The following is a 17,624-nucleotide window of genomic DNA, read 5'->3' as shown; positions in this document are numbered from 1 at the left end:
TTTTCAGTCGGCACTTCGACTTCTAGATGGTCAGTTTTCGGTCGGCGTCAACAGCACTGTGTTCATCCAGTAGATATCGTCGTCGCTCAGGCCGAACTCGGCCATGATGGCGCGGATCTTCTGGCCAGCATCTCCAACAAACGGTCTTTGAAGACGCACCTCCTGTTCACCGGGGTCCCTGCCGAAGAAGCACCACCGCGCATTGGCTCTCCCGAGGCCAAGGATTGCTGTCTTGGGATCCTGTCCATGCCGGTAGTAGCAATCCACATCGATCCGGTCGAGCTCAATGGCCTTATTTTTCAGTCGTTGCAGCGGAGAGGTATGTGGCATCCGGCATTCTGGCATTGGCAGCTTAGCCGTGTAACAAATGCGCAGCTTCCAGGCTGCATGCAGTTCGCTTCCCTTTAAACAGGGGCTACAAGTCCCACAAGTGTGTAGGTAACTTTCGGCGGCCGTGTCGGGCGGGTGACTGTACGTGTCTTGATGCGCACTCGCCATAGCTCACCAACCACATTTTCGGCCGACACTACCCGCTCCAACTCGGGTTGAGAGAATGCGCGCGCAATGCCGCCCACCAGGGTCGTCCCCTCCTGCAGCACGCGCAGTTCAAAACGCCTGGCAGCAGGAAGGATGAAGATGCGGCCGATCATCTCTTCTTCTTCACTGTCGAGGATAGTCGCAGCACCTGCGCGCTCCCGGCCACGGCGAATAGCGTCTGCGTTTAACTCAACCTCTCGTTCAGATTCGACAAGTCGTAGAACGGCTGACCGCTCGTCCATGACTTCGAAAAACTCGCCTAACGAGGTCAGAAATCGAGGGTCCATCCTTTCAAGGGCCTGCTCGAACTCGTCTGCTGCTGGCGCCGCTGTCGCCATCACAGTGTCCACCACATGGTCAACTACGACCTTCAGCTGCGTATCAGCAAACGCCTCACTGACACCTGCTTCTTCAAGGAGGAGACCGACCGACCCTCTGATCACGTTGGTCACGATGAGATCTGAGTTGGGTTGCATGGCAACAGGCCCCCGGCGGCCGAGGTCTCCTACTTCTTCCATAGCAAACTGCTTTGACACCATGTCTTGGAAGAGGCCTACCGCCTTCGCCGCAAACGAGGCATCGATCCCACGCGAGCCGATAACCGGCCCACCGGCAAAGAAAAGGCCCACTGCAGCTTTGTACTCAACTGCCGACTCTACTGTGGCGAGGCGCGCCAGCAGGGTAGTTTGTCGCTGCGACAGCTGCAGAAATCCGATGGGGTCTGTTTCCGGGGTTCGATCTGCAAGAAGTCCCTCGACCGCGCCGAGATCTGCTCGCAGCGATTGCACTTCTAGCTTCTTAAGCATGTGCAGCCTCCGCAGAATCTAAGAGCGCTGCGGCTTCCGCGTCGCCCCCAAGTAGTGGGATCTGGGTCAGGCCCTTCCACATATACGTGTCCCGCTGATGCGAAAACAAGCTATACCAATACATAGTGTCGGCGACGATGAGCCGAGCGTCCTTGGTCAAATCCACGAAGTAGGAGTCGCAGAGATACTTTTCTTTGACCGCCTCAACGCTGAAAAGATGAATGTTTTGCTCGAGGAAGGTTTGAATTTCGTTGGGGGGAACCGGAAGGTGAGAGAACGTAACCACGTCTAAGTCCTTTGGAGGACGGCCACGCAACGCCTCACAGTCCTCCACGAAGCTCCCATCGAACAGCTGGAAGCCCGTCACAATACCGGTAGCTCTGAGCGCTTGGCGGTAGGCGAGTAGCCTGCGGAGAATGTCTCGCCGCTCTGGGGTGTGCCCAAATCGCGCTACGAATTCGGCCATGCTTGCTTTGTATGGTGAGGCCAAGCTGCGAACAGTAGGGTCGTCGCCGATAAACGGAGGTAGCACTCCAGATGCATTGAACGAAGGCAGCACGCACAGTCTCCATCATGGTCTTCAGTTGCTCGAAAGGTCATCATGCCATGTAACAACGTGTGTAGGCCTTCAACTGCGCGGCTCTCCCAAGCCGGGGTGGCTGCAAACGGTGCGATAGTGAAGCAACGACTGCTGTTGTTCACAGCAGGCATTTAGTCGCCTCAACTCAAGGGCGGCACCCAGTCTTCCGCGGGCATCTGGCTCCCGGCGTGGAAAGCGCATCCAAGTCGGGTTCTATCGATCAAACTGGTCGGGAGCAGTGGCTGATGGCCAACGCACCGATCGATTAGCTGTGACTGGTATACAGGCGCCGTGAAGCCAAGACACTCGTAGGCCGACTTGTCATGGTCGGAGACATAGCAATCCCTGCTTGAAGAATCCTCCTCTTGGCACCACGCGATCGCCGATCGATCCTTCAAAATAGTGAGTTGCGTGCCCCGTGTAACTTGCCGCAGTCGAACCACTTCCAACGCTTGTCTGTGCGGACCTCCACCAGCACGGCACGCAAAAAACCTCAAAATCAGGTAAGCCTATGAATGACGAACATGATCTTATCGACTCGCCCTTGAATCAGACGTACACGGCCAATGGTCGCTCGGTGGAAATTCATATCTACCGCATGCCGAATACCAGTTGGACACTTGAAGTGGTGGATGACCAGAACAACTCTACAGTGTGGGACGGAGAATTTTCGACAGACAAGGAAGCGCTCGACACCGCCCTGGAAGACATCAAGGCAGAGGGAATCGAAGCCTTCATTGCCCGTCCGCCCAACCAGCACTTGCATTGAAGCCTCTGAGGAGGCGGGATCTCAGGCACATCTAGCGGCGTGAGCGGCTCTTCATGACTGATTGCAGAAGCTCACCCTCGACCCCTTTGCGGCGCCTCAGTGCCGGTCAACGAGTCCAACGGGTTTAGCGCAGATTCTTCTCTATTGCCTTGGCACGGATAGCGGGTTGCAGGTTACCCTGAATCGCACGCTCAACGACCGATTGGGCTTAGCTGCGGAGCGGCTCCGGCTTGAATGAAGTCTTAGCGGCTCCATGCTGAAGGATGCGCCGTCCGCGCTACTCACCACTCTTGTGCTTATGAGGCTTGAGTGATGGCGTATTTCCGGGTGTTTTCTTGTTGTCGCGCTGACGTCTGTCAGGCTTGCCAGTTGACTTGGCAATTGGTTTTGGACCGGGCTTGATCGCCATGATTGCTCTCCTTGATTTTTCGGAAGATGCTGCCAATGAAATCTTCGAAACGTTGTTACCCTAGCTAGCGACGGCCTACCAGGTTCTTGACAAAGTTCCATATGCGTCGACTTGGTGATCGGGATTCAGCGAAACGTTCTTTTTCGCGCTTCGCAAAGTACGCTCTACGGCACAGGTGTTCAAGACGGCGGCCTGCCTGAATTTGAGCTTCGGTCATGTCGCCGCACCACTCAACTTCTCCTTGCCAAATCCAGTAATGGGATCGGCATGGCTGCTGCCAGTTTCCAACGGAAGGACTCAAACTTAGGCCGGCGCCGGTCTCATCAAGTTGCCACTCCGTCGGGCCGAGTGGTGTGCGGATCTTTACGCCGCATCCGCAGGCGCAAAGATGAGCTGCAGCGGCGAATTCCTCCGAGGCATACAGCACTCCGGGCTCAAGGACCTTCGGCATGTGGTGAACATGCTCAAGACGCATGCGTTCAATCTTTGGCATCGGATGCGATCTTCAGGTCTCGGATGTCGAAGAGAAAGCTGTTGCCCTGCACATCGTCCGCGTAGAAGCCGCGCAACTGCTTGAACCGAATGACCGCGAATGCGGCATTCAATGCGTTGAGCTCAGCGATCTGGATGTTTGTCCGGTAAATGTCTTCGGGGGCATCCTGCGTCTCCGCATAACCCGATGCCACGATGGCTGCAGCGTTCTCGGGAGGGTAGTAAGTCGTTCGCAGCATCCCCTTGATCAAGCCTTCCCTCGAAAGCGACGGCCCCATACCGACGTCAATGAACGGGACTCCCTTCTCAACAAGGAGCTTGAAGATCTCGCCACGCGCCGAGCCCTTGTCGACGCAGACGAAAGCGAACGTCACGCCCTCTAGATCACTAGCCGACGTGCCGTCCAGCATCTTCGGATGCAGCGAGAGCCCGTGGCGGAAATTGTCGTAGCGGTCCGCGTACACCTCGGCCTTTGCCCTACCAAGCTCTCCCGGCAACAGGCGGCCCGGCGAGCGGAAGGAGTTGTGAACATGAAATGGGTCAAGATCAAAGGCACGAACTTCTTTGACTGGCGTCTTTACGATGTAGTCAAGCAAAAAGCTGCCGGTTCCCCCCAGCCCAATGATGGCTATGACATCACTGCCGAACTTACGGTTGAGCTCAGTAATTTCAGCACGACTTGTGAGCGTGTCCTGAAACTTGAAAACAGAAGGCTCTTGATCGGCCTCATCGATCTTGAAGCTATACGGATTCACGTTGTAGCGCGACATGGCTGGTCCGGCGATGAGCGCAACGTAGCTCTCAATCTTGTCAAAGAAGTTCGCGAACTTGCCTGACCCGTCCTGCGTCCTGGGCTTATTCGAGAAGGATCGCTGCACGATCACGTCTTCGGCGTTTTTGCTCAAGGCAAAAGTGTGAGGTCCACCAGCGAGGTTTTGAACAGTGGTGCCGTCCATGTTGTGCGGAACGCCGCCACTGAAGTAAATCTGGTGGTCGTCCTGAACGACTCGCTCGTCATCGACAAAGACAAGTTTGGCGACGAAGGCTGCCCTTTGCAGGGTTCCTGCTGCATCGAGATACGGAATGTCGCGCACGATCAGGTGCCCGCCGTCGAACGCGACCGCATAACCCTTTTCGACCAGGCGGCGGAGGTCCTCGTTACGACTGACCAGTTTCTGAAACACTGAACACCATCCCTTCTTTCACTTTTACTGAGTCGCCCGGGGTCAGGATGCCCTCGGGCTTGTTGCCGTCACCGCGGGTGTACTTGACTGCGTAACTGATGCCCGAGTTGGGCGAGTAGTTGGGCACCTCCAAGGTGACGACTTGGGCATACGAGATCTGCTCGTTCTTCGGCCATTCATGTGGCGCGCCCTCTACGATGATCGCGACAGTCTTCGGGTCGTGAGCCATAACGGCCTCCTTTGAAATTTTCTGAGTCAAAGCAACTCGGCAACTGCAGTGTGCTGCAACGCAATCTCATGTGTCAACTGTGAGGCTACACATACATGTTTAGATTGAAAACATGTTTGCTGGGTTCACAAGGTTTCTGCGCAAACGTGTTTGCATTGCTGAACACACCGTGTAAGCTATCAACGCATGAATAACGCCGACGAAGAGGCGCTATACCGCTCTGTCGGAGAACGAATCCGTACTGCACGCGAACGCCAACCAGCCCGACTCAGCCAAGCCGCTCTTGCGAAGAAACTTGAAATCAGTCGAGCATCGATCGTCAACATCGAGGCGGGGCGCCAACACGCCCCCTTGTATTTGCTATGGAAGATCGCGCGGCAACTCGACGTCGAATTACTCTCGCTGATCCCGGCAACGGCTGAGTTGGCTGTCGCTCCATCTGCCGCCATCCTTGACGATGAGATGCGCGAAGAGCTCAAGAAGTACACGAATGGGGATGCGGCCACGGAGAGCGCCCTTTCGAGTTTCATCGCCCAAGCCGTAGAACAACTGTCGGGCTCAAGAGCTCCGACACAACGCTTTACTCGAAGGAAAACTTCATGACATCAGACATTGAGTACAAGGCAGAGAGCCTGCTCACAGAATGCGGTGCACTGAGAGTTCCTGTGCCACTCGACACCGTGATTCACCACCTAACGTTGACCGCACAAGCTCGTCCGCTCGCGGAGACCTCGGGAGTTCTCGTAGTTGAGAACGGGCGTGGAATGATTGGCTACAACGTCAATCACTCAAGGGTGCGGCAACGCTTCACCATTGCTCATGAGATCGGTCACTTCGTCATGCACGCGTCGGACAATCAACAACAGCGACTATTTGTTGACCGGTCAACAATGTTCAAGCGGAACGAAAGCTCATCGGCGGGTGATGACCTTCAAGAGATCCAGGCCAACCAGTTTGCCGCTGCACTATTGATGCCTGAGAAGTTGATTCGAGAAGAGATCGCGTCGTCACGCTTCGATCTTGACGATGAAGAAGACGTTAGCAATTTGGCCAAGCGTTTCAATGTCAGTGCTGCAGCAATGACGTTCCGCCTCAAGAATCTAGGGCTATTTCAGGGCTAGCTGAGGACTGTTTGCGGCACATGTCGGCTGAGCGTTGAACGGCAGTTTTGTGCTGCTCGAATCGGCGATGCAAAAGACCGCAGTCGCTGCAAATCAGCCCCACAGATTTAGCGAGTCAACGACAGTGAGGGTAGGAGTACCTCACTCGACCATGGAACGGCACAAGGGCAGGGGTCGCTTTCGGCTACCTGAGTTGCACTGAAGGGGTGGGCGCGGCACAAGCAAGGCACACATCGGGCACAGGCTTTTCTCAACACACATGTCCCGACTATTGGTCCATCAGTGCGGTGTGCCTCAATCCGTGGGATTGAGTTGCAGCGAAAGATGATGTGTTTCGCGAGGTGTGTGCAGACACTTGCTCGGTATGCAAGGCTTGGTGCGGCTGGCGGGGATCGAACCCACGACCCTCGGCTTCGGAGGCCGATACTCTATCCACTGAGCTACAGCCGCATGCTGTTTGGAGACCAAGAGTCTACCTGTTGCGTTTTTCGCCGATGACGACAGCCTTCGGAGGCCAATACTCTATCCACTGAGCTACAGCCGCAACCTGCCACATTCTATCAGGCGAGGGGGTTTGAAGGCGCCTTGCAGGGGGCGTTGGCTATAATCGGGAGCTGTTCAGAATCTATGTAGGTGGGTACGTTCTGCCAGTTTTCAGACCCGCCTTGCCACCCCTTGAGGACACCATGAGCGACCACGCGCACGAACACCACACCGGCCCGATCAAGACACCTTCGCAGTTGCTGTGGACGTCGTTCTTCGCATTTGTTGCGCCCATCTTCATCATCATTGGCCTGGTCTATTTCGTGACCTCGGGCAACAAGCCCGCCATGGGCGCCGGTGATCCCGAGCTGGCCGTCGCACAGCGCATCCAGCGCGTGGGCACGGTTGAACTGCGCGATGCCAACCGTCCGTTGGCGCTCGGTGACGCGGTGTATGCCGCGCAGTGCGTGGCCTGCCATGCAGCGGGTGTGGCTGGTGCCCCCAAATTTGGCGACACAGCCGCCTGGGCGCCGCGCATCGCCACCGGTTACGACGCCTTGTTGACGTCGGTGCTCAAGGGCAAGGGCGCCATGGGCGCACAAGGCGGTGGTGCCTATCGCGACGAAGAAATCGGGCGTGCTGTGGTCCACATGGTCAACGCTGCCGGCGGCAACTTCGCCGTGCCCGAGGCAGCTGCACCTGCAGCGCCTGCTGCGGCGGCTGCGCCAGCCGCCGCACCTGCCGCCGCAGCGGCCGCTCCGGCACCTGCCGTCGTGGTGGCGGCCGCCCCGGCTGCCGCGGCACCCGCCGCCTCGGCCACCGTGGCCGCTGGTGCGGGCGAGGCCCTCTACAAACAAGCCTGCGCGGTTTGCCACGTGGCCGGCGTCGCCGGAGCTCCCAAATTCGCCGACAAGGCCGCATGGGCACCGCGCGTGGGTCTGGGTCTTGACGCTCTGACCGCGAGCGTGATCAAAGGCAAAGGCGCCATGCCCCCCAAGGGTGGCTCGGCCGCCTCGGACGCCGACATCAAGGCCGCCGTGCAGTACATGCTTGATGCTGTGAAGTGAATCCCCGACCCTTCCAGCAACAGAACAGCCGGCTTCAAGCCGGCTTTTTTGTGCTCGGGGCCTGGGGACTGCGCACGAAGTGGCCCCTGCCCTGCAGTTCAGCGCTGCACACACCATCAGGTGTCCAGGCACCCGCTTCCACGTGGTCTGCGGCAAGTGCCATGTCGGCGCTGTGCACCAGTCCGATTCCCAGGTCCGTGACAAGGTACAGCTTGCCCGACTCGTCCAGCAGGCTTTGCTGAACCTGCACCGGCGAGCCGGTGTGGCTGAGCACGCGCCCATCGGGCTGCAGGCGCCAGATCCACGGAGTGGACTCCAGCTCCACGTAGACGCGTTGCGGTCCGTTCTGAAAAAACCAACGGCCTTGCTCGTCGGCCGCGTAGTTGCGCTGGATGAAGTCAATGAGTTTGTCGTGCTGAAGCAGCGAGCCCTTGCTCGCGGGAAACGCGCCAGCGGCCTGCACACGGTCGTCTCGCATGTACCAGTTGCCGCGCGCGTCCAGCCCCAGCCAGCCGAAGCAGTCGGGCACGTTGGGCCACTTGGCCATGGCGGCTTTGACGATGTCGTCCATGGTTCTTCGATCAAAGGTGGGCGAGCAGCCAGTGTCCCACGGCGTCGGGCATCGCGCGAACATGGCCCGGCACACCCAGCACCCCGTGCGAGACCGGAAAACCCACGTGGCCGCCCTGCGCAGGCTGCCATAGCGTCACGTGCCGACCCACCTGCTGCGGGGTCGGCAAGGACGCGGCGGGGATGAAGGGATCGTTGTGCGCGTTGAGTGCCAATGCGGGTACGCGGATCTGGTGCAGCACGGGTTTGGCCGACGCGCGCGACCAGTAGTCGGGCGTGTCGCGAAAGCCGTGCAGCGGCGCGGTGAACAGGTTGTCGAACTCGAAAAGGTTGCGCGCGGCCAGCAGCGCGTCGCGGTCAAACAGGCCGGGGTGCTGCTCCAGCTTTCTCAACGCCTTGGGCACCATGCTGTTCAGAAACATGCGTGTGTAGACCAGGCGGTTGAAACCGCGGCCAATCGCGTGGCCGCCTGCAGCCAGGTCAAGCGGGGAACAGACGGATGCCACAGCGCGCACGATGGCGCCCGCCGACTCGCCCATCTCGGCGGCCCAGCGCATGAGCGCATTGCCGCCGAGTGACACGCCGGCCGCAATCAAGGGCCGCCCGGGGTGCTCGGCTGCAAAGCGCCTGAGGATCCAGTCGATCTCTTCAAAGTCGCCCGAATGGTAGGCCCGCGGCGCGTGGTTGAGCTCACCCGAGCACCCCCGGAAATGCGGCACGGCAAAGGCCAAACCGTTGGCTGCCGCGAAGTCGGCAAAGGCCACCGCGTACTGGCTGGCAGACGAGCCTTCGAGGCCGTGGAACAGAACCAGCAGGGGCGCTGTGTCGGGTGAAGCGTGCTGCGCCTGGTCCACATCGATGAAGTCGCCGTCGAGCGTGGTCCAGCGGCTGCGTGTCCACACGGGGGCTGGGCCGAAGTGCCGGCGGCTGGCCAGTGCGGCCCACAGCGTTTGGGCATTGCCGCCGGGCAACCACCAGGGCGCGGCGTACTGAAAGCCTTCGGCGCTCAATGCAACACAGGCTTGGCGGTGAGGATTTCGGGCGGCTCGCTGCGCATGCCCGGGCTGGCGTGGTGGGCCACCATGCGCCAGCCCTGCGCGGTCTTGGCGTACACGTTCGTGGCCACCACCCACGCGTGTTGCAAGCCGTCGTCGCTCATCACGGCCACGCGCTCGACCACGCTGTGCACGCTGCAGGCGCCCGCGTCGAGGCGACGCACTTTCTCCGGCGTGGCCTGCACGCTGCCGTTGGCGAACATGGCCTCGAACGCCGATCGCACGGCCGCGTGGCCCACCAGCCGGGGGCCACCCGGGTGCACGCACACGATGTCGTCCTCGTCGGCCCAACAAGCCATGAGGCGTTCGATGTCGGCGTGCTGCAGCGCGTCGTAGAACGCAGCTTCGGCGTCGTCCGGGGAGCCGGGTGGAAGTTTGGGTTTTCGCATGCGCCGTATTTTGACGGCAGTGCATCGGCTGTGTGCCCGGGCGCACCGCCCGGCGCCATGCCCCGGGGTTATAGTCCCGCAGATCCGAGGCTCAACCAGAGGCTCGGTTGGCACAGGCCACGGGCCACTGGAGGATTCATGCACACATTCTTGCGCTCGGTCTCCACCTGGGCGGCGGCTTTGCTGCTGTCCGTCGGCCTCACCGGCTGCGGCTACAACGATTTCCAGCGACTGGACGAACAGACGCAGTCGGCCTGGTCGGAGGTGCTCAACCAGTACCAGCGCCGCGCCGACCTGATTCCCAACATCGTGGCCACTGTCAAGGGCGAGGCCAACTTCGAGCAGGAAACGCTCACGCGTGTGATCGAAGCGCGCGCCAAGGCCACCAGCATCCAGGTGACGCCCGAGACGCTGAACGACCCCGCCGCCATGCAGCAGTTCCAGGCGGCACAAGGCGAGCTGGGCAGCGCGCTGAGCCGGCTGATGGTGGTGGTGGAGCAGTACCCCAACCTCAAAGCCAACCAGGGTTTCAGCGACCTGCGCGTGCAACTCGAAGGCACCGAGAACCGCATCACCGTCGCGCGCAACCGCTACATCCAGACCGTGCAGGAATACAACGTGCTGTCGCGGAGCTTCCCGAGCAACCTCACCGCGATGGTGTTCGGCTACAAGCCCAAGGCCAATTTCCAGGTGGCCAACGAAGCGGCCATTTCCGCGCCGCCCACGGTGGACTTCAAGAAGCCATGACGCGCTTCTGCGCCCGGTGCCTGCTGGCGCTGGGGCTGTGGTGGGGGCTGGCCTTCGCGTCGGCCCAGGGTCTGGTGCCGGTGCCTGCGCTCAGCGCGCGCGTGATCGACCTGACCGCCACGCTGGACGCGGCCAGCCTCGCCGGCCTGGAGGCCAAGCTCGCGGCGTTCGAACAATCCAACGGCTCGCAAGTGGTGGTGCTGATGGTGCCCACCACCGCACCCGAGGACATCGCGGATTTCACGCAGCGGGTGGGCGACGCCTGGAAGATCGGGCGGGCCGATGTGGGCGATGGCGCCCTGTTCGTCATCGCCAAAGATGATCGGCGCCTGCGCATTGCCACGGCCAAGGCACTGGAAGGCGCCATCCCCGATCTGATGGCGCGCCGCATTCTGGATGGCGCTGTGACGCCCGCGTTCCGGCGGGGCGACTACGCCGGTGGCATCAACGCCGGTGTCGACCAGATCCTCGCGCGCATCCGCGGTGAAGAACTGCCCTTGCCCAGCGCCTCGGCAGGGCAGGCTGCGTCCGGCGCCAGCGACTTCGAGTGGATGGACGCGCTGATCTTTCTGGTGTTCGCGGTGCCCATGCTCTCCGGTTTGCTGCGCGGCATGTTCGGCAACAAGCTCGGGACCGTGCTCACCGGGGTCGGCGCAGGCGCACTCGCCTGGGTGCTGACCGCTGTGGTCTGGGTGGCCATTGGCGCCGGACTGCTGGGCATGCTGGCAGCGCTGTTCATGCAGTTCCTGCCCGCCGCTTCGTTGGGCGGAGGTTCGGGCCGGGGCGGGCGGGGCGGGGGTTGGGGTGGAGGTTTCGGTGGCGGCGGCTTGGGTGGCGGCCGAGGCGGCGGCGGATTCAGCTCGGGTGGCGGCGGCAATTTTGGAGGCGGCGGCGCTTCGGGCGGCTGGTGAACATGAACAAGCTGCTGCGCATCTTCAAGCACCGGTGGATGGACCGCTCGGACACCCTGCGCGCCGTGCCGGACAGCATGGCCGAACGCATCGCACGCCGCGTGGCCGCCAGCGAAGGCCGTCACACCGGTGAGGTGCGCCTGTGTGTGGAAGCCTCGCTGCCGCTGAGCTACCTCTGGCGCATTGACTCCGAGGCGCCCTTGGCACAGGTCGTGCGCGAACGTGCCCTCACGTGGTTTGGCCGCTTGCGCATCTGGGACACCGAACACAACAACGGCGTGTTGATCTACGTGTTGCTGGCCGAACACGCCATTGAGTTCGTGGCCGACCGTGCGCTGTCGCGCCGCGTGGGCCAAGGCGATTGGCAGGCCATCGTGGATCGGCTGGGCGTTCGCTTGCGGTCGGGTGAGTTCGAAGACGGGCTCACGCAGGCGCTGGAGGAGGTGTCGGCACTGCTGGTGCTGAACTTTCCAGCCGAGCCCGGCACAGTGCGCCCCAACGAACTGCCCGACGCGGTGGTGCGCCGCTGACGCAGCGCGGCGATCAACCGCGGCGTTTGTCCAGGGGGTTGCGGCTGTTCATCACGACCTGCAGTTCTTGCTGCAAGGCCTTGTTCATCTGGGCAAAGGTCTTGAGCTTGCGGGTGGTCTCACGCAAGCGGTCGGCCATGCGCTTGGAGATGGCCAACAGCAGGCGAGAACCCAGGCGGGGATCTTCCTTGAGGATGCGCATCAGCGCGGTGCGCGAGAGCACGGCCGCAGCGATGTTGGTGTTGGCGGTGCAAGTGGCCGAGCGCGGCGCGCCGTCGAGCACACCCATTTCGCCAATCAGGTGGCCGGGGCCCATGATGTTGACCACCATGCTCTCGTGCAGACCGGGCAGTTCGTTCTCGACCGCGATGTCGCCTTCGAGCACCAACAGCATGTAGTCGGTTTGCCGCACCTCACCCTCCTGGATGATCACGGTGCCGGCTTTGATGAGCTTGGGCCGCATGTAGCCCACCACCTTGAGCGCGTCACCCAGCGTGAGGTCGGCCAGCGCTGAGGGTGTGACCAACAACCGGGCCGCCACTTCTTCGGGTGCCAATTCCGGACTTTGAAAAATCGATGACATCGTCTCTGCCTTTGTTCGCTGTCACATGGTATGCGGACAGTTACACGTTGCAGCCGGCAACGGGCAAAAAAAGATCGGCTTGAAGCCGATCTTTTCATGGAAACCAGGGCAATGCCTGTGTGATCACTTCTTTTGCCGAAACTTGCGCAGTGCAGCAATCTGAGCCGCCATGACCGCCAGCTCCGACGTGGCCTTGGCCAGATCGATGTCGCTCTTGGCATTCTTCAAAGCCTCTTCGGCTTGCTTGCGGGCGTCCAGTGCCTTGGCTTCGTCCAGGTCCTTGCCGCGAATGGCGGTGTCGGACAACACGGTGATGTGGTGCGGTTGAACTTCCAGAATGCCACCGGCCACGAACACGAACTCTTCGCCGCCGTCGGCTTTTTCGATGCGCACAGCACCGGGCTTGATGCGGGTGATGAGCGGCATGTGGCCTGGCAGAATGCCCAGCTCGCCCGCTTCGCCCGGCAAAGCCACGAACTTGGCATCGCCAGAAAAGATGGAAGCTTCGGCGCTCACCACGTCGACGCGGATGGTGCTCATAGGGTCTCCTGTTGAAGATGGTTGAAAAGCAAACGGGCGGGAAGCCGGCACAAACCGGCACCCACCGCGGCCGCTTTACGCCATCTTCTTCGCCTTTTCAAAGGCTTCGTCGATCGTGCCGACCATGTAGAACGACTGCTCGGGCAGGTGATCGCACTCGCCGGCGGTGATCATCTTGAAACCACGGATGGTCTCGGCCAAGGTCACGTACTTGCCGGGCGAGCCGGTGAACACCTCGGCGACGTGGAACGGCTGCGACAGGAAACGCTGGATCTTGCGCGCGCGGGCCACGGCCAGCTTGTCTTCCGGCGCCAGTTCGTCCATGCCCAGAATGGCGATGATGTCGCGCAGTTCCTTGTAGCGCTGCAGCGTGCCCTGCACCGCACGGGCGGTGTTGTAGTGGTCTTCGCCGACGACGTTCGGGTCGAGCTGACGCGAGGTCGAGTCGAGCGGGTCGACCGCCGGGTAGATGCCGAGCGACGCGATGTCGCGCGACAACACCACGGTGGAGTCCAAGTGGGCGAAGGTGGTCGCAGGCGACGGGTCAGTCAAGTCATCGGCTGGCACGTACACGGCCTGGATCGACGTGATCGAGCCGACCTTGGTCGACGTGATGCGCTCTTGCAGGCGGCCCATTTCTTCGGCCAGCGTGGGCTGGTAGCCCACGGCGGAAGGCATGCGGCCCAGCAGGGCGGACACTTCGGTACCGGCCAGCGTGTAGCGGTAGATGTTGTCCACGAAGAACAGCACGTCACGGCCTTCGTCGCGGAACGACTCGGCGATGGTCAGGCCGGTCAGGGCCACGCGCAGGCGGTTGCCTGGGGGCTCGTTCATCTGGCCATACACCATGGCCACTTTGGACTCGCCCAGGTTCTCCAGATTCACGACGCCGGAGTCGGCCATCTCGTGATAGAAGTCGTTGCCCTCGCGGGTGCGCTCACCCACACCGGCGAACACCGACAGACCGCTGTGGGCCTTGGCGATGTTGTTGATGAGTTCCATCATGTTCACGGTCTTGCCCACACCGGCGCCACCGAACAGACCCACCTTGCCGCCCTTGGCGAACGGGCAGATCAGGTCGATCACCTTGATGCCGGTTTCCAGCAGCTCTTGCGAAGGCGACAGCTCGTCATAAGCCGGGGCCTTGCGGTGGATGGAGGCGGTCAACGCCTGGTCCACCGGACCGCGCTCGTCGATGGGCGCGCCGAGCACGTCCATGATGCGACCCAGGGTGGCCTTGCCCACGGGCACCATGATGGGTTCGGCGGTGTTGGTCACCACCATGCCGCGGCGCAGGCCGTCGGAAGAACCCAGCGCGATGGTGCGGACCACGCCGTCACCCAGCTGCTGCTGGACTTCCAGCGTCAAGGCAGAGCCTTCCATTTTCAGGGCGTCATACACGCGGGGCATCTGGTTGCGTGGGAATTCCACGTCCACGACGGCGCCGATGCACTGAACGATCTTGCCCTGAACACCGGTGTTCATTTGTGCGGTAGCTTGAGACATGATGGGTACCTTTTCGTTTCTCGGATTCTGTTGAGCAGCTGCTTCAGACCGCTGCGGCGCCGGCGACGATTTCCGAAAGCTCTTTCGTGATCGCTGCCTGACGGGTCTTGTTGTAGACCAGCTTGAGTTCGCTGATGACGCTGCCGGCGTTGTCGGTGGCGGCCTTCATGGCCACCATGCGCGCGGACTGTTCGGACGCCATGTTTTCGGCCACCGCCTGGTAGACCTGGGCTTCCACGTAGCGCAGCAGGAGCTCGTCGATGACGGCCGGTGCATCCGGTTCGTAGATGTAGTCCCAGTCACGGCCGCCGGCGTTGTCCTGCAACTCTCCCGCGTTGAGCGGCAGCAGCTTCTCGACCACCGACTCCTGCTTCATCGTGTTGATGAACTTGGTGTAGCAGACGTAGACCGCGTTGACGCGGCCTTCGGTGTACGCGTCCAGCAAGGTCTTCACCGGCCCGATCAGCTTGTCCAGATGCGGTGTGTCACCAAGACCGGTCACGCTGGACACGACCTTGGCACCGATGCGGTTCATGAACGCCAGGCCCTTGTTGCCGATGGCCACGACCTCAGCGGTCTGGCCCTGCGCTTGCAGGTCCTTGAGCTGGGTCGTCACCGCACGCAGCACGTTGGTGTTCAAGCCACCGCACAGACCCTTGTCGGTCGTCACCACCACGAAACCCGCGACCTTGGCGTCGTTGGTCTGCATGAAGGGATGCGTGTACTCCGGGTTGGCGCGGCTCAGGTTGCCGGTGATCTGACGCACTTTCTCCGCGTAAGGCCGGGCCGCACGCATGCGTTCCTGCGCCTTGCGCATCTTGGAGGCGGCGACCATTTCCATGGCTTTGGTGATCTTCTTGGTGTTCTCCACCGATTTGATCTTGCCGCGTATTTCCTTGCCTGCTGCCATTGTGTTTCCTCTAAGAAGTCAATGGGCCGGATCAGTAGGTGCCGGTTTTTTTGAAGTCGGCGATGGCGGCTGCCAGTTGGGCTTCGGCGTCCTTGTCCATGGCCTTGTCGTTTTCCAGCTTGGCCAGCAGGGCTGCGTGCTTGTCCTTGAGGAAAGCGTGCATGCCGTTTTCGAACGAGAGCACTTTCTTGACTTCGATGTCGTCCAGGTAACCCTTGTTCACGGCAAACAGCGTGGAGGCCATCAGACCGATCGACTGTGGGCTGTACTGGGCCTGCTTGAGCAGTTCGGTCACGCGGGCACCGCGGTCGAGCTGCTTGCGGGTGGCCTCGTCCAGGTCGGAAGCGAACTGCGCGAACGCAGCCAGTTCACGGTACTGGGCCAGGTCGGTACGGATACCGCCGGACAGGCTCTTGATCAGCTTGGTCTGGGCAGCACCACCGACGCGCGACACCGAGATACCGGCGTTGATGGCGGGGCGGATGCCGGCGTTGAACAGGCTGGTTTCCAGGAAGATCTGGCCGTCGGTGATCGAGATCACGTTCGTCGGCACGAAGGCCGACACGTCGCCGGCCTGCGTTTCGATGATCGGCAGTGCGGTCAGCGAGCCCGTCTTGCCCTTGACTTCACCCTTGGTGAAGGCTTCGACGTAGTCGGCGTTCACGCGCGCGGCGCGCTCGAGCAGGCGGCTGTGGAGATAGAACACGTCGCCGGGATAGGCTTCGCGGCCTGGCGGGCGACGCAACAACAACGAAACCTGGCGGTAGGCCACGGCCTGCTTGGACAGATCGTCGTACACGATCAGGGCGTCCTGGCCGCGGTCGCGGAAGTATTCGCCCATGGTGCAGCCGGAGTAGGCCGACAGGTACTGCATGGCAGCGGATTCGGAAGCCGAAGCGGCCACGACGATGGTGTACTCCATCGCGCCAGCCTGTTCCAGAGCGCGCACCACGTTCTTGATCGACGAGGCCTTCTGGCCGATCGCGACGTAAACGCAGGTCATGTTCTGACCCTTCTGGTTGATGATCGCGTCGATCGCCACGGCGGTCTTGCCGGTCTGGCGGTCACCGATGATCAGCTCGCGCTGGCCACGGCCCACGGGCACCATCGAGTCGATCGACTTCAGGCCGGTCTGCACCGGCTGGTCCACCGATTTGCGGGCGATCACGCCGGGCGCCACCTTCTCGATCACGTCGGTCATCTTGGCGTTGATCGGACCTTTGCCGTCGATCGGAGCACCCAGGGCGTTGACCACGCGGCCAATCAGCTCGGGACCGACCGGCACTTCCAGAATGCGGCCCGTGCACTTGACGGTTTCGCCTTCGGAGATGTGCTCGTACTCACCCAGAATCACGGCGCCCACGGAGTCACGCTCCAGGTTCAGTGCCAGGCCGAAGGAAGGCACGCCATCCTTGTTGGCCGGGAATTCCAGCATCTCGCCCTGCATCACATCGGACAGGCCGTGGACGCGGACGATACCGTCGGTCACCGACACCACGGTGCCCTGGTTGCGCACATCGGTCGATGTGCCGAGTCCCTCGATGCGGGACTTGATCAGTTCGGAGATTTCAGCGGGATTGAGTTGCATGACTCTTTCCTTCTTTCGTTAAATGGTGAGCAGGCGGGCGCGGAGTGACAGCGTATGAACTGGGTTCAGGCCGCGGTCAGGGCGGATTTCATGTGTTCCAGGCGGGCTTTGATCGAGGTGTCGAGCACTTCATCGCCCACCACCACGCGGATGCCGCCGATCAACTCGGGCTGCAATTCGACCTGAAGATTGAGCTTGCGGGCAAAGCGCTTCTCCAGCACCCCGGAGAGATCGGCCAACGCTGCGCTGTCGATCGCAAAGGCGCTGTAGACCACAGCGTCAAACGCACCCTGTTGCGCGTTCTTCAAAGCACGGAACTGCTCCGCGATTTCAGGCAGTGCGGCCAGGCGGCCGTTGTCGATCACGGTGCGCAGGAAGTTCTGCGCCATCGCGGGCAGACCTGCCTTGATCAAGCCCGTGACGAGGCTGAACACCTGTTCGGGCGTTGTCCGGGGGTTGTCGGCGTACAGACGGAGCTGTTCATCCGCAGCCACCGACGCCAGCTCGTCGAGCCAGGCGGCGGTGTCTGCCGCGCCAGCGCCCGAGGCCTGGAACAGCGCTTCCGCGTAGGGGCGGGCAATGGTGGCGATTTCGGCCATGGTTGTCCTTTGGTGCCGT

At 61.4% G+C, this 17,624-nt stretch carries 23 protein-coding genes and 1 tRNA gene; 7 read left to right on the top strand and 17 right to left on the bottom strand.

The window, feature by feature from the left end; all coding sequences use genetic code 11:
* Window positions 1-30: 30 nt before the first annotated feature.
* From Q1W68_RS11755 to Q1W68_RS11745, 3 genes are all read right to left on the bottom strand, one after another.
* Window positions 31-330: a uracil-DNA glycosylase family protein gene (locus Q1W68_RS11755; protein WP_300653508.1), complete on the bottom strand. Its 300-nt coding sequence runs from the start codon at window positions 328-330 to the stop codon at window positions 31-33.
* Between the two features lie 74 nt (window positions 331-404).
* A complete protein-coding gene (locus Q1W68_RS11750; RefSeq protein ID WP_300653507.1) occupies window positions 405-1,343 on the bottom strand; it encodes a hypothetical protein in 939 nt (312 codons plus the stop codon).
* On the bottom strand, window positions 1,336-1,809 hold the full coding sequence (locus Q1W68_RS11745) for a hypothetical protein (protein ID WP_300653506.1): 474 nt from the start codon (window positions 1,807-1,809) through the stop codon (window positions 1,336-1,338). Before Q1W68_RS11745 ends, Q1W68_RS11750 begins: the two co-directional genes overlap by 8 nt.
* A gap of 625 nt (window positions 1,810-2,434) precedes the next feature.
* Here Q1W68_RS11745 and Q1W68_RS11740 point away from each other — a divergent pair.
* Window positions 2,435-2,692 (top strand): hypothetical protein, encoded by a 258-nt coding sequence (locus tag Q1W68_RS11740; RefSeq protein ID WP_300653505.1) that lies wholly within the window; start codon window positions 2,435-2,437, stop codon window positions 2,690-2,692.
* A 277-nt stretch (window positions 2,693-2,969) separates the two neighbouring features.
* Here Q1W68_RS11740 and Q1W68_RS11735 read toward each other — a convergent pair whose 3' ends face one another.
* The 4 genes from Q1W68_RS11735 to Q1W68_RS11725 all read right to left on the bottom strand — a co-directional run bounded on the left by Q1W68_RS11735 (window position 2,970) and on the right by Q1W68_RS11725 (window position 5,006).
* The gene (locus tag Q1W68_RS11735) at window positions 2,970-3,101 is read right to left on the bottom strand and encodes a hypothetical protein (RefSeq protein ID WP_300659587.1); all 132 of its coding nucleotides are present in this window, start codon (window positions 3,099-3,101) and stop codon (window positions 2,970-2,972) included.
* Between the two features lie 64 nt (window positions 3,102-3,165).
* Window positions 3,166-3,552, bottom strand: coding sequence for a DUF6527 family protein (locus tag Q1W68_RS18405; RefSeq protein ID WP_366146704.1), 387 nt, complete (start codon window positions 3,550-3,552; stop codon window positions 3,166-3,168).
* A gap of 28 nt (window positions 3,553-3,580) precedes the next feature.
* Window positions 3,581-4,777: a ThiF family adenylyltransferase gene (locus Q1W68_RS11730; RefSeq protein ID WP_300653503.1), complete on the bottom strand. Its 1,197-nt coding sequence runs from the start codon at window positions 4,775-4,777 to the stop codon at window positions 3,581-3,583.
* Complete coding sequence (locus tag Q1W68_RS11725) at window positions 4,752-5,006, bottom strand: multiubiquitin domain-containing protein (RefSeq protein ID WP_300653502.1); 255 nt, start codon at window positions 5,004-5,006, stop codon at window positions 4,752-4,754. The genes Q1W68_RS11730 and Q1W68_RS11725 overlap by 26 nt, the downstream gene beginning before the upstream one ends.
* A 186-nt stretch (window positions 5,007-5,192) precedes the next feature.
* Between Q1W68_RS11725 and Q1W68_RS11720 the strand changes: the two genes are divergently transcribed.
* Window positions 5,193-5,609: a helix-turn-helix transcriptional regulator gene (locus Q1W68_RS11720; RefSeq protein ID WP_300653501.1), complete on the top strand. Its 417-nt coding sequence runs from the start codon at window positions 5,193-5,195 to the stop codon at window positions 5,607-5,609.
* Window positions 5,606-6,127 (top strand): ImmA/IrrE family metallo-endopeptidase, encoded by a 522-nt coding sequence (locus Q1W68_RS11715; protein ID WP_300653499.1) that lies wholly within the window; start codon window positions 5,606-5,608, stop codon window positions 6,125-6,127. Before Q1W68_RS11720 ends, Q1W68_RS11715 begins: the two co-directional genes overlap by 4 nt.
* A 374-nt stretch (window positions 6,128-6,501) precedes the next feature.
* On the opposite strand, the gene Q1W68_RS11710 is transcribed toward Q1W68_RS11715, so the two are convergent.
* Window positions 6,502-6,577 (bottom strand) — tRNA-Arg (locus Q1W68_RS11710).
* Between the two features lie 236 nt (window positions 6,578-6,813).
* Between Q1W68_RS11710 and Q1W68_RS11705 the strand changes: the two genes are divergently transcribed.
* The gene (locus Q1W68_RS11705) at window positions 6,814-7,677 is read left to right on the top strand and encodes a c-type cytochrome (protein ID WP_300653498.1); all 864 of its coding nucleotides are present in this window, start codon (window positions 6,814-6,816) and stop codon (window positions 7,675-7,677) included.
* A 34-nt stretch (window positions 7,678-7,711) separates the two neighbouring features.
* Here the strand turns inward: Q1W68_RS11705 and Q1W68_RS11700 are convergent, their stop codons facing one another.
* Genes Q1W68_RS11700 through Q1W68_RS11690 form a run of 3 tightly spaced genes read right to left on the bottom strand, consistent with a single transcriptional unit; the run spans window position 7,712 to window position 9,691 of the window.
* The gene (locus Q1W68_RS11700; RefSeq protein WP_300653496.1) at window positions 7,712-8,248 is read right to left on the bottom strand and encodes a DUF2946 family protein; all 537 of its coding nucleotides are present in this window, start codon (window positions 8,246-8,248) and stop codon (window positions 7,712-7,714) included.
* 10 nt (window positions 8,249-8,258) lie between these two features.
* Window positions 8,259-9,257, bottom strand: coding sequence for an alpha/beta fold hydrolase (locus Q1W68_RS11695; protein WP_300716790.1), 999 nt, complete (start codon window positions 9,255-9,257; stop codon window positions 8,259-8,261).
* Complete coding sequence (locus Q1W68_RS11690; RefSeq protein WP_300716788.1) at window positions 9,254-9,691, bottom strand: nuclear transport factor 2 family protein; 438 nt, start codon at window positions 9,689-9,691, stop codon at window positions 9,254-9,256. The genes Q1W68_RS11695 and Q1W68_RS11690 overlap by 4 nt, the downstream gene beginning before the upstream one ends.
* A gap of 138 nt (window positions 9,692-9,829) precedes the next feature.
* Between Q1W68_RS11690 and Q1W68_RS11685 the strand changes: the two genes are divergently transcribed.
* From Q1W68_RS11685 to Q1W68_RS11675, 3 genes are read left to right on the top strand one after another with little or no spacing between them, the layout of a single operon-like run.
* Window positions 9,830-10,438, top strand: a complete 609-nt coding sequence (locus Q1W68_RS11685) for a LemA family protein (RefSeq protein WP_300653489.1) — start codon at window positions 9,830-9,832, stop codon at window positions 10,436-10,438.
* A complete protein-coding gene (locus tag Q1W68_RS11680; RefSeq protein ID WP_300660998.1) occupies window positions 10,435-11,349 on the top strand; it encodes a TPM domain-containing protein in 915 nt (304 codons plus the stop codon). Before Q1W68_RS11685 ends, Q1W68_RS11680 begins: the two co-directional genes overlap by 4 nt.
* A gap of 2 nt (window positions 11,350-11,351) precedes the next feature.
* Window positions 11,352-11,879, top strand: a complete 528-nt coding sequence (locus Q1W68_RS11675) for a TPM domain-containing protein (RefSeq protein ID WP_300653484.1) — start codon at window positions 11,352-11,354, stop codon at window positions 11,877-11,879.
* Window positions 11,880-11,892: 13 nt separating this feature from the next.
* Here Q1W68_RS11675 and Q1W68_RS11670 read toward each other — a convergent pair whose 3' ends face one another.
* The 6 genes from Q1W68_RS11670 to Q1W68_RS11645 all read right to left on the bottom strand — a co-directional run bounded on the left by Q1W68_RS11670 (window position 11,893) and on the right by Q1W68_RS11645 (window position 17,605).
* Window positions 11,893-12,435: a cyclic nucleotide-binding domain-containing protein gene (locus tag Q1W68_RS11670; protein ID WP_300716787.1), complete on the bottom strand. Its 543-nt coding sequence runs from the start codon at window positions 12,433-12,435 to the stop codon at window positions 11,893-11,895.
* Between the two features lie 150 nt (window positions 12,436-12,585).
* Entirely contained in the window at window positions 12,586-13,002 is a 417-nt protein-coding gene (locus tag Q1W68_RS11665; RefSeq protein WP_300653480.1) for a F0F1 ATP synthase subunit epsilon, read from the bottom strand.
* A gap of 75 nt (window positions 13,003-13,077) precedes the next feature.
* Complete coding sequence (gene atpD / locus Q1W68_RS11660; protein ID WP_300716785.1) at window positions 13,078-14,508, bottom strand: F0F1 ATP synthase subunit beta; 1,431 nt, start codon at window positions 14,506-14,508, stop codon at window positions 13,078-13,080.
* 43 nt (window positions 14,509-14,551) lie between these two features.
* Window positions 14,552-15,418 (bottom strand): F0F1 ATP synthase subunit gamma, encoded by an 867-nt coding sequence (atpG, locus tag Q1W68_RS11655; protein WP_300716783.1) that lies wholly within the window; start codon window positions 15,416-15,418, stop codon window positions 14,552-14,554.
* Window positions 15,419-15,449: 31 nt separating this feature from the next.
* Window positions 15,450-17,006: a F0F1 ATP synthase subunit alpha gene (gene atpA, locus Q1W68_RS11650; protein ID WP_056266677.1), complete on the bottom strand. Its 1,557-nt coding sequence runs from the start codon at window positions 17,004-17,006 to the stop codon at window positions 15,450-15,452.
* A 65-nt stretch (window positions 17,007-17,071) separates the two neighbouring features.
* Window positions 17,072-17,605, bottom strand: a complete 534-nt coding sequence (locus tag Q1W68_RS11645) for a F0F1 ATP synthase subunit delta (RefSeq protein WP_300650782.1) — start codon at window positions 17,603-17,605, stop codon at window positions 17,072-17,074.
* Window positions 17,606-17,624 lie beyond the last annotated feature (19 nt).

Origin of the sequence: Hydrogenophaga sp. (assembly GCF_030158645.1) — a bacterium.
GTDB lineage: Bacteria > Pseudomonadota > Gammaproteobacteria > Burkholderiales > Burkholderiaceae_C > Hydrogenophaga.
This window is presented reverse-complemented; position numbering and strand designations above follow the sequence as displayed.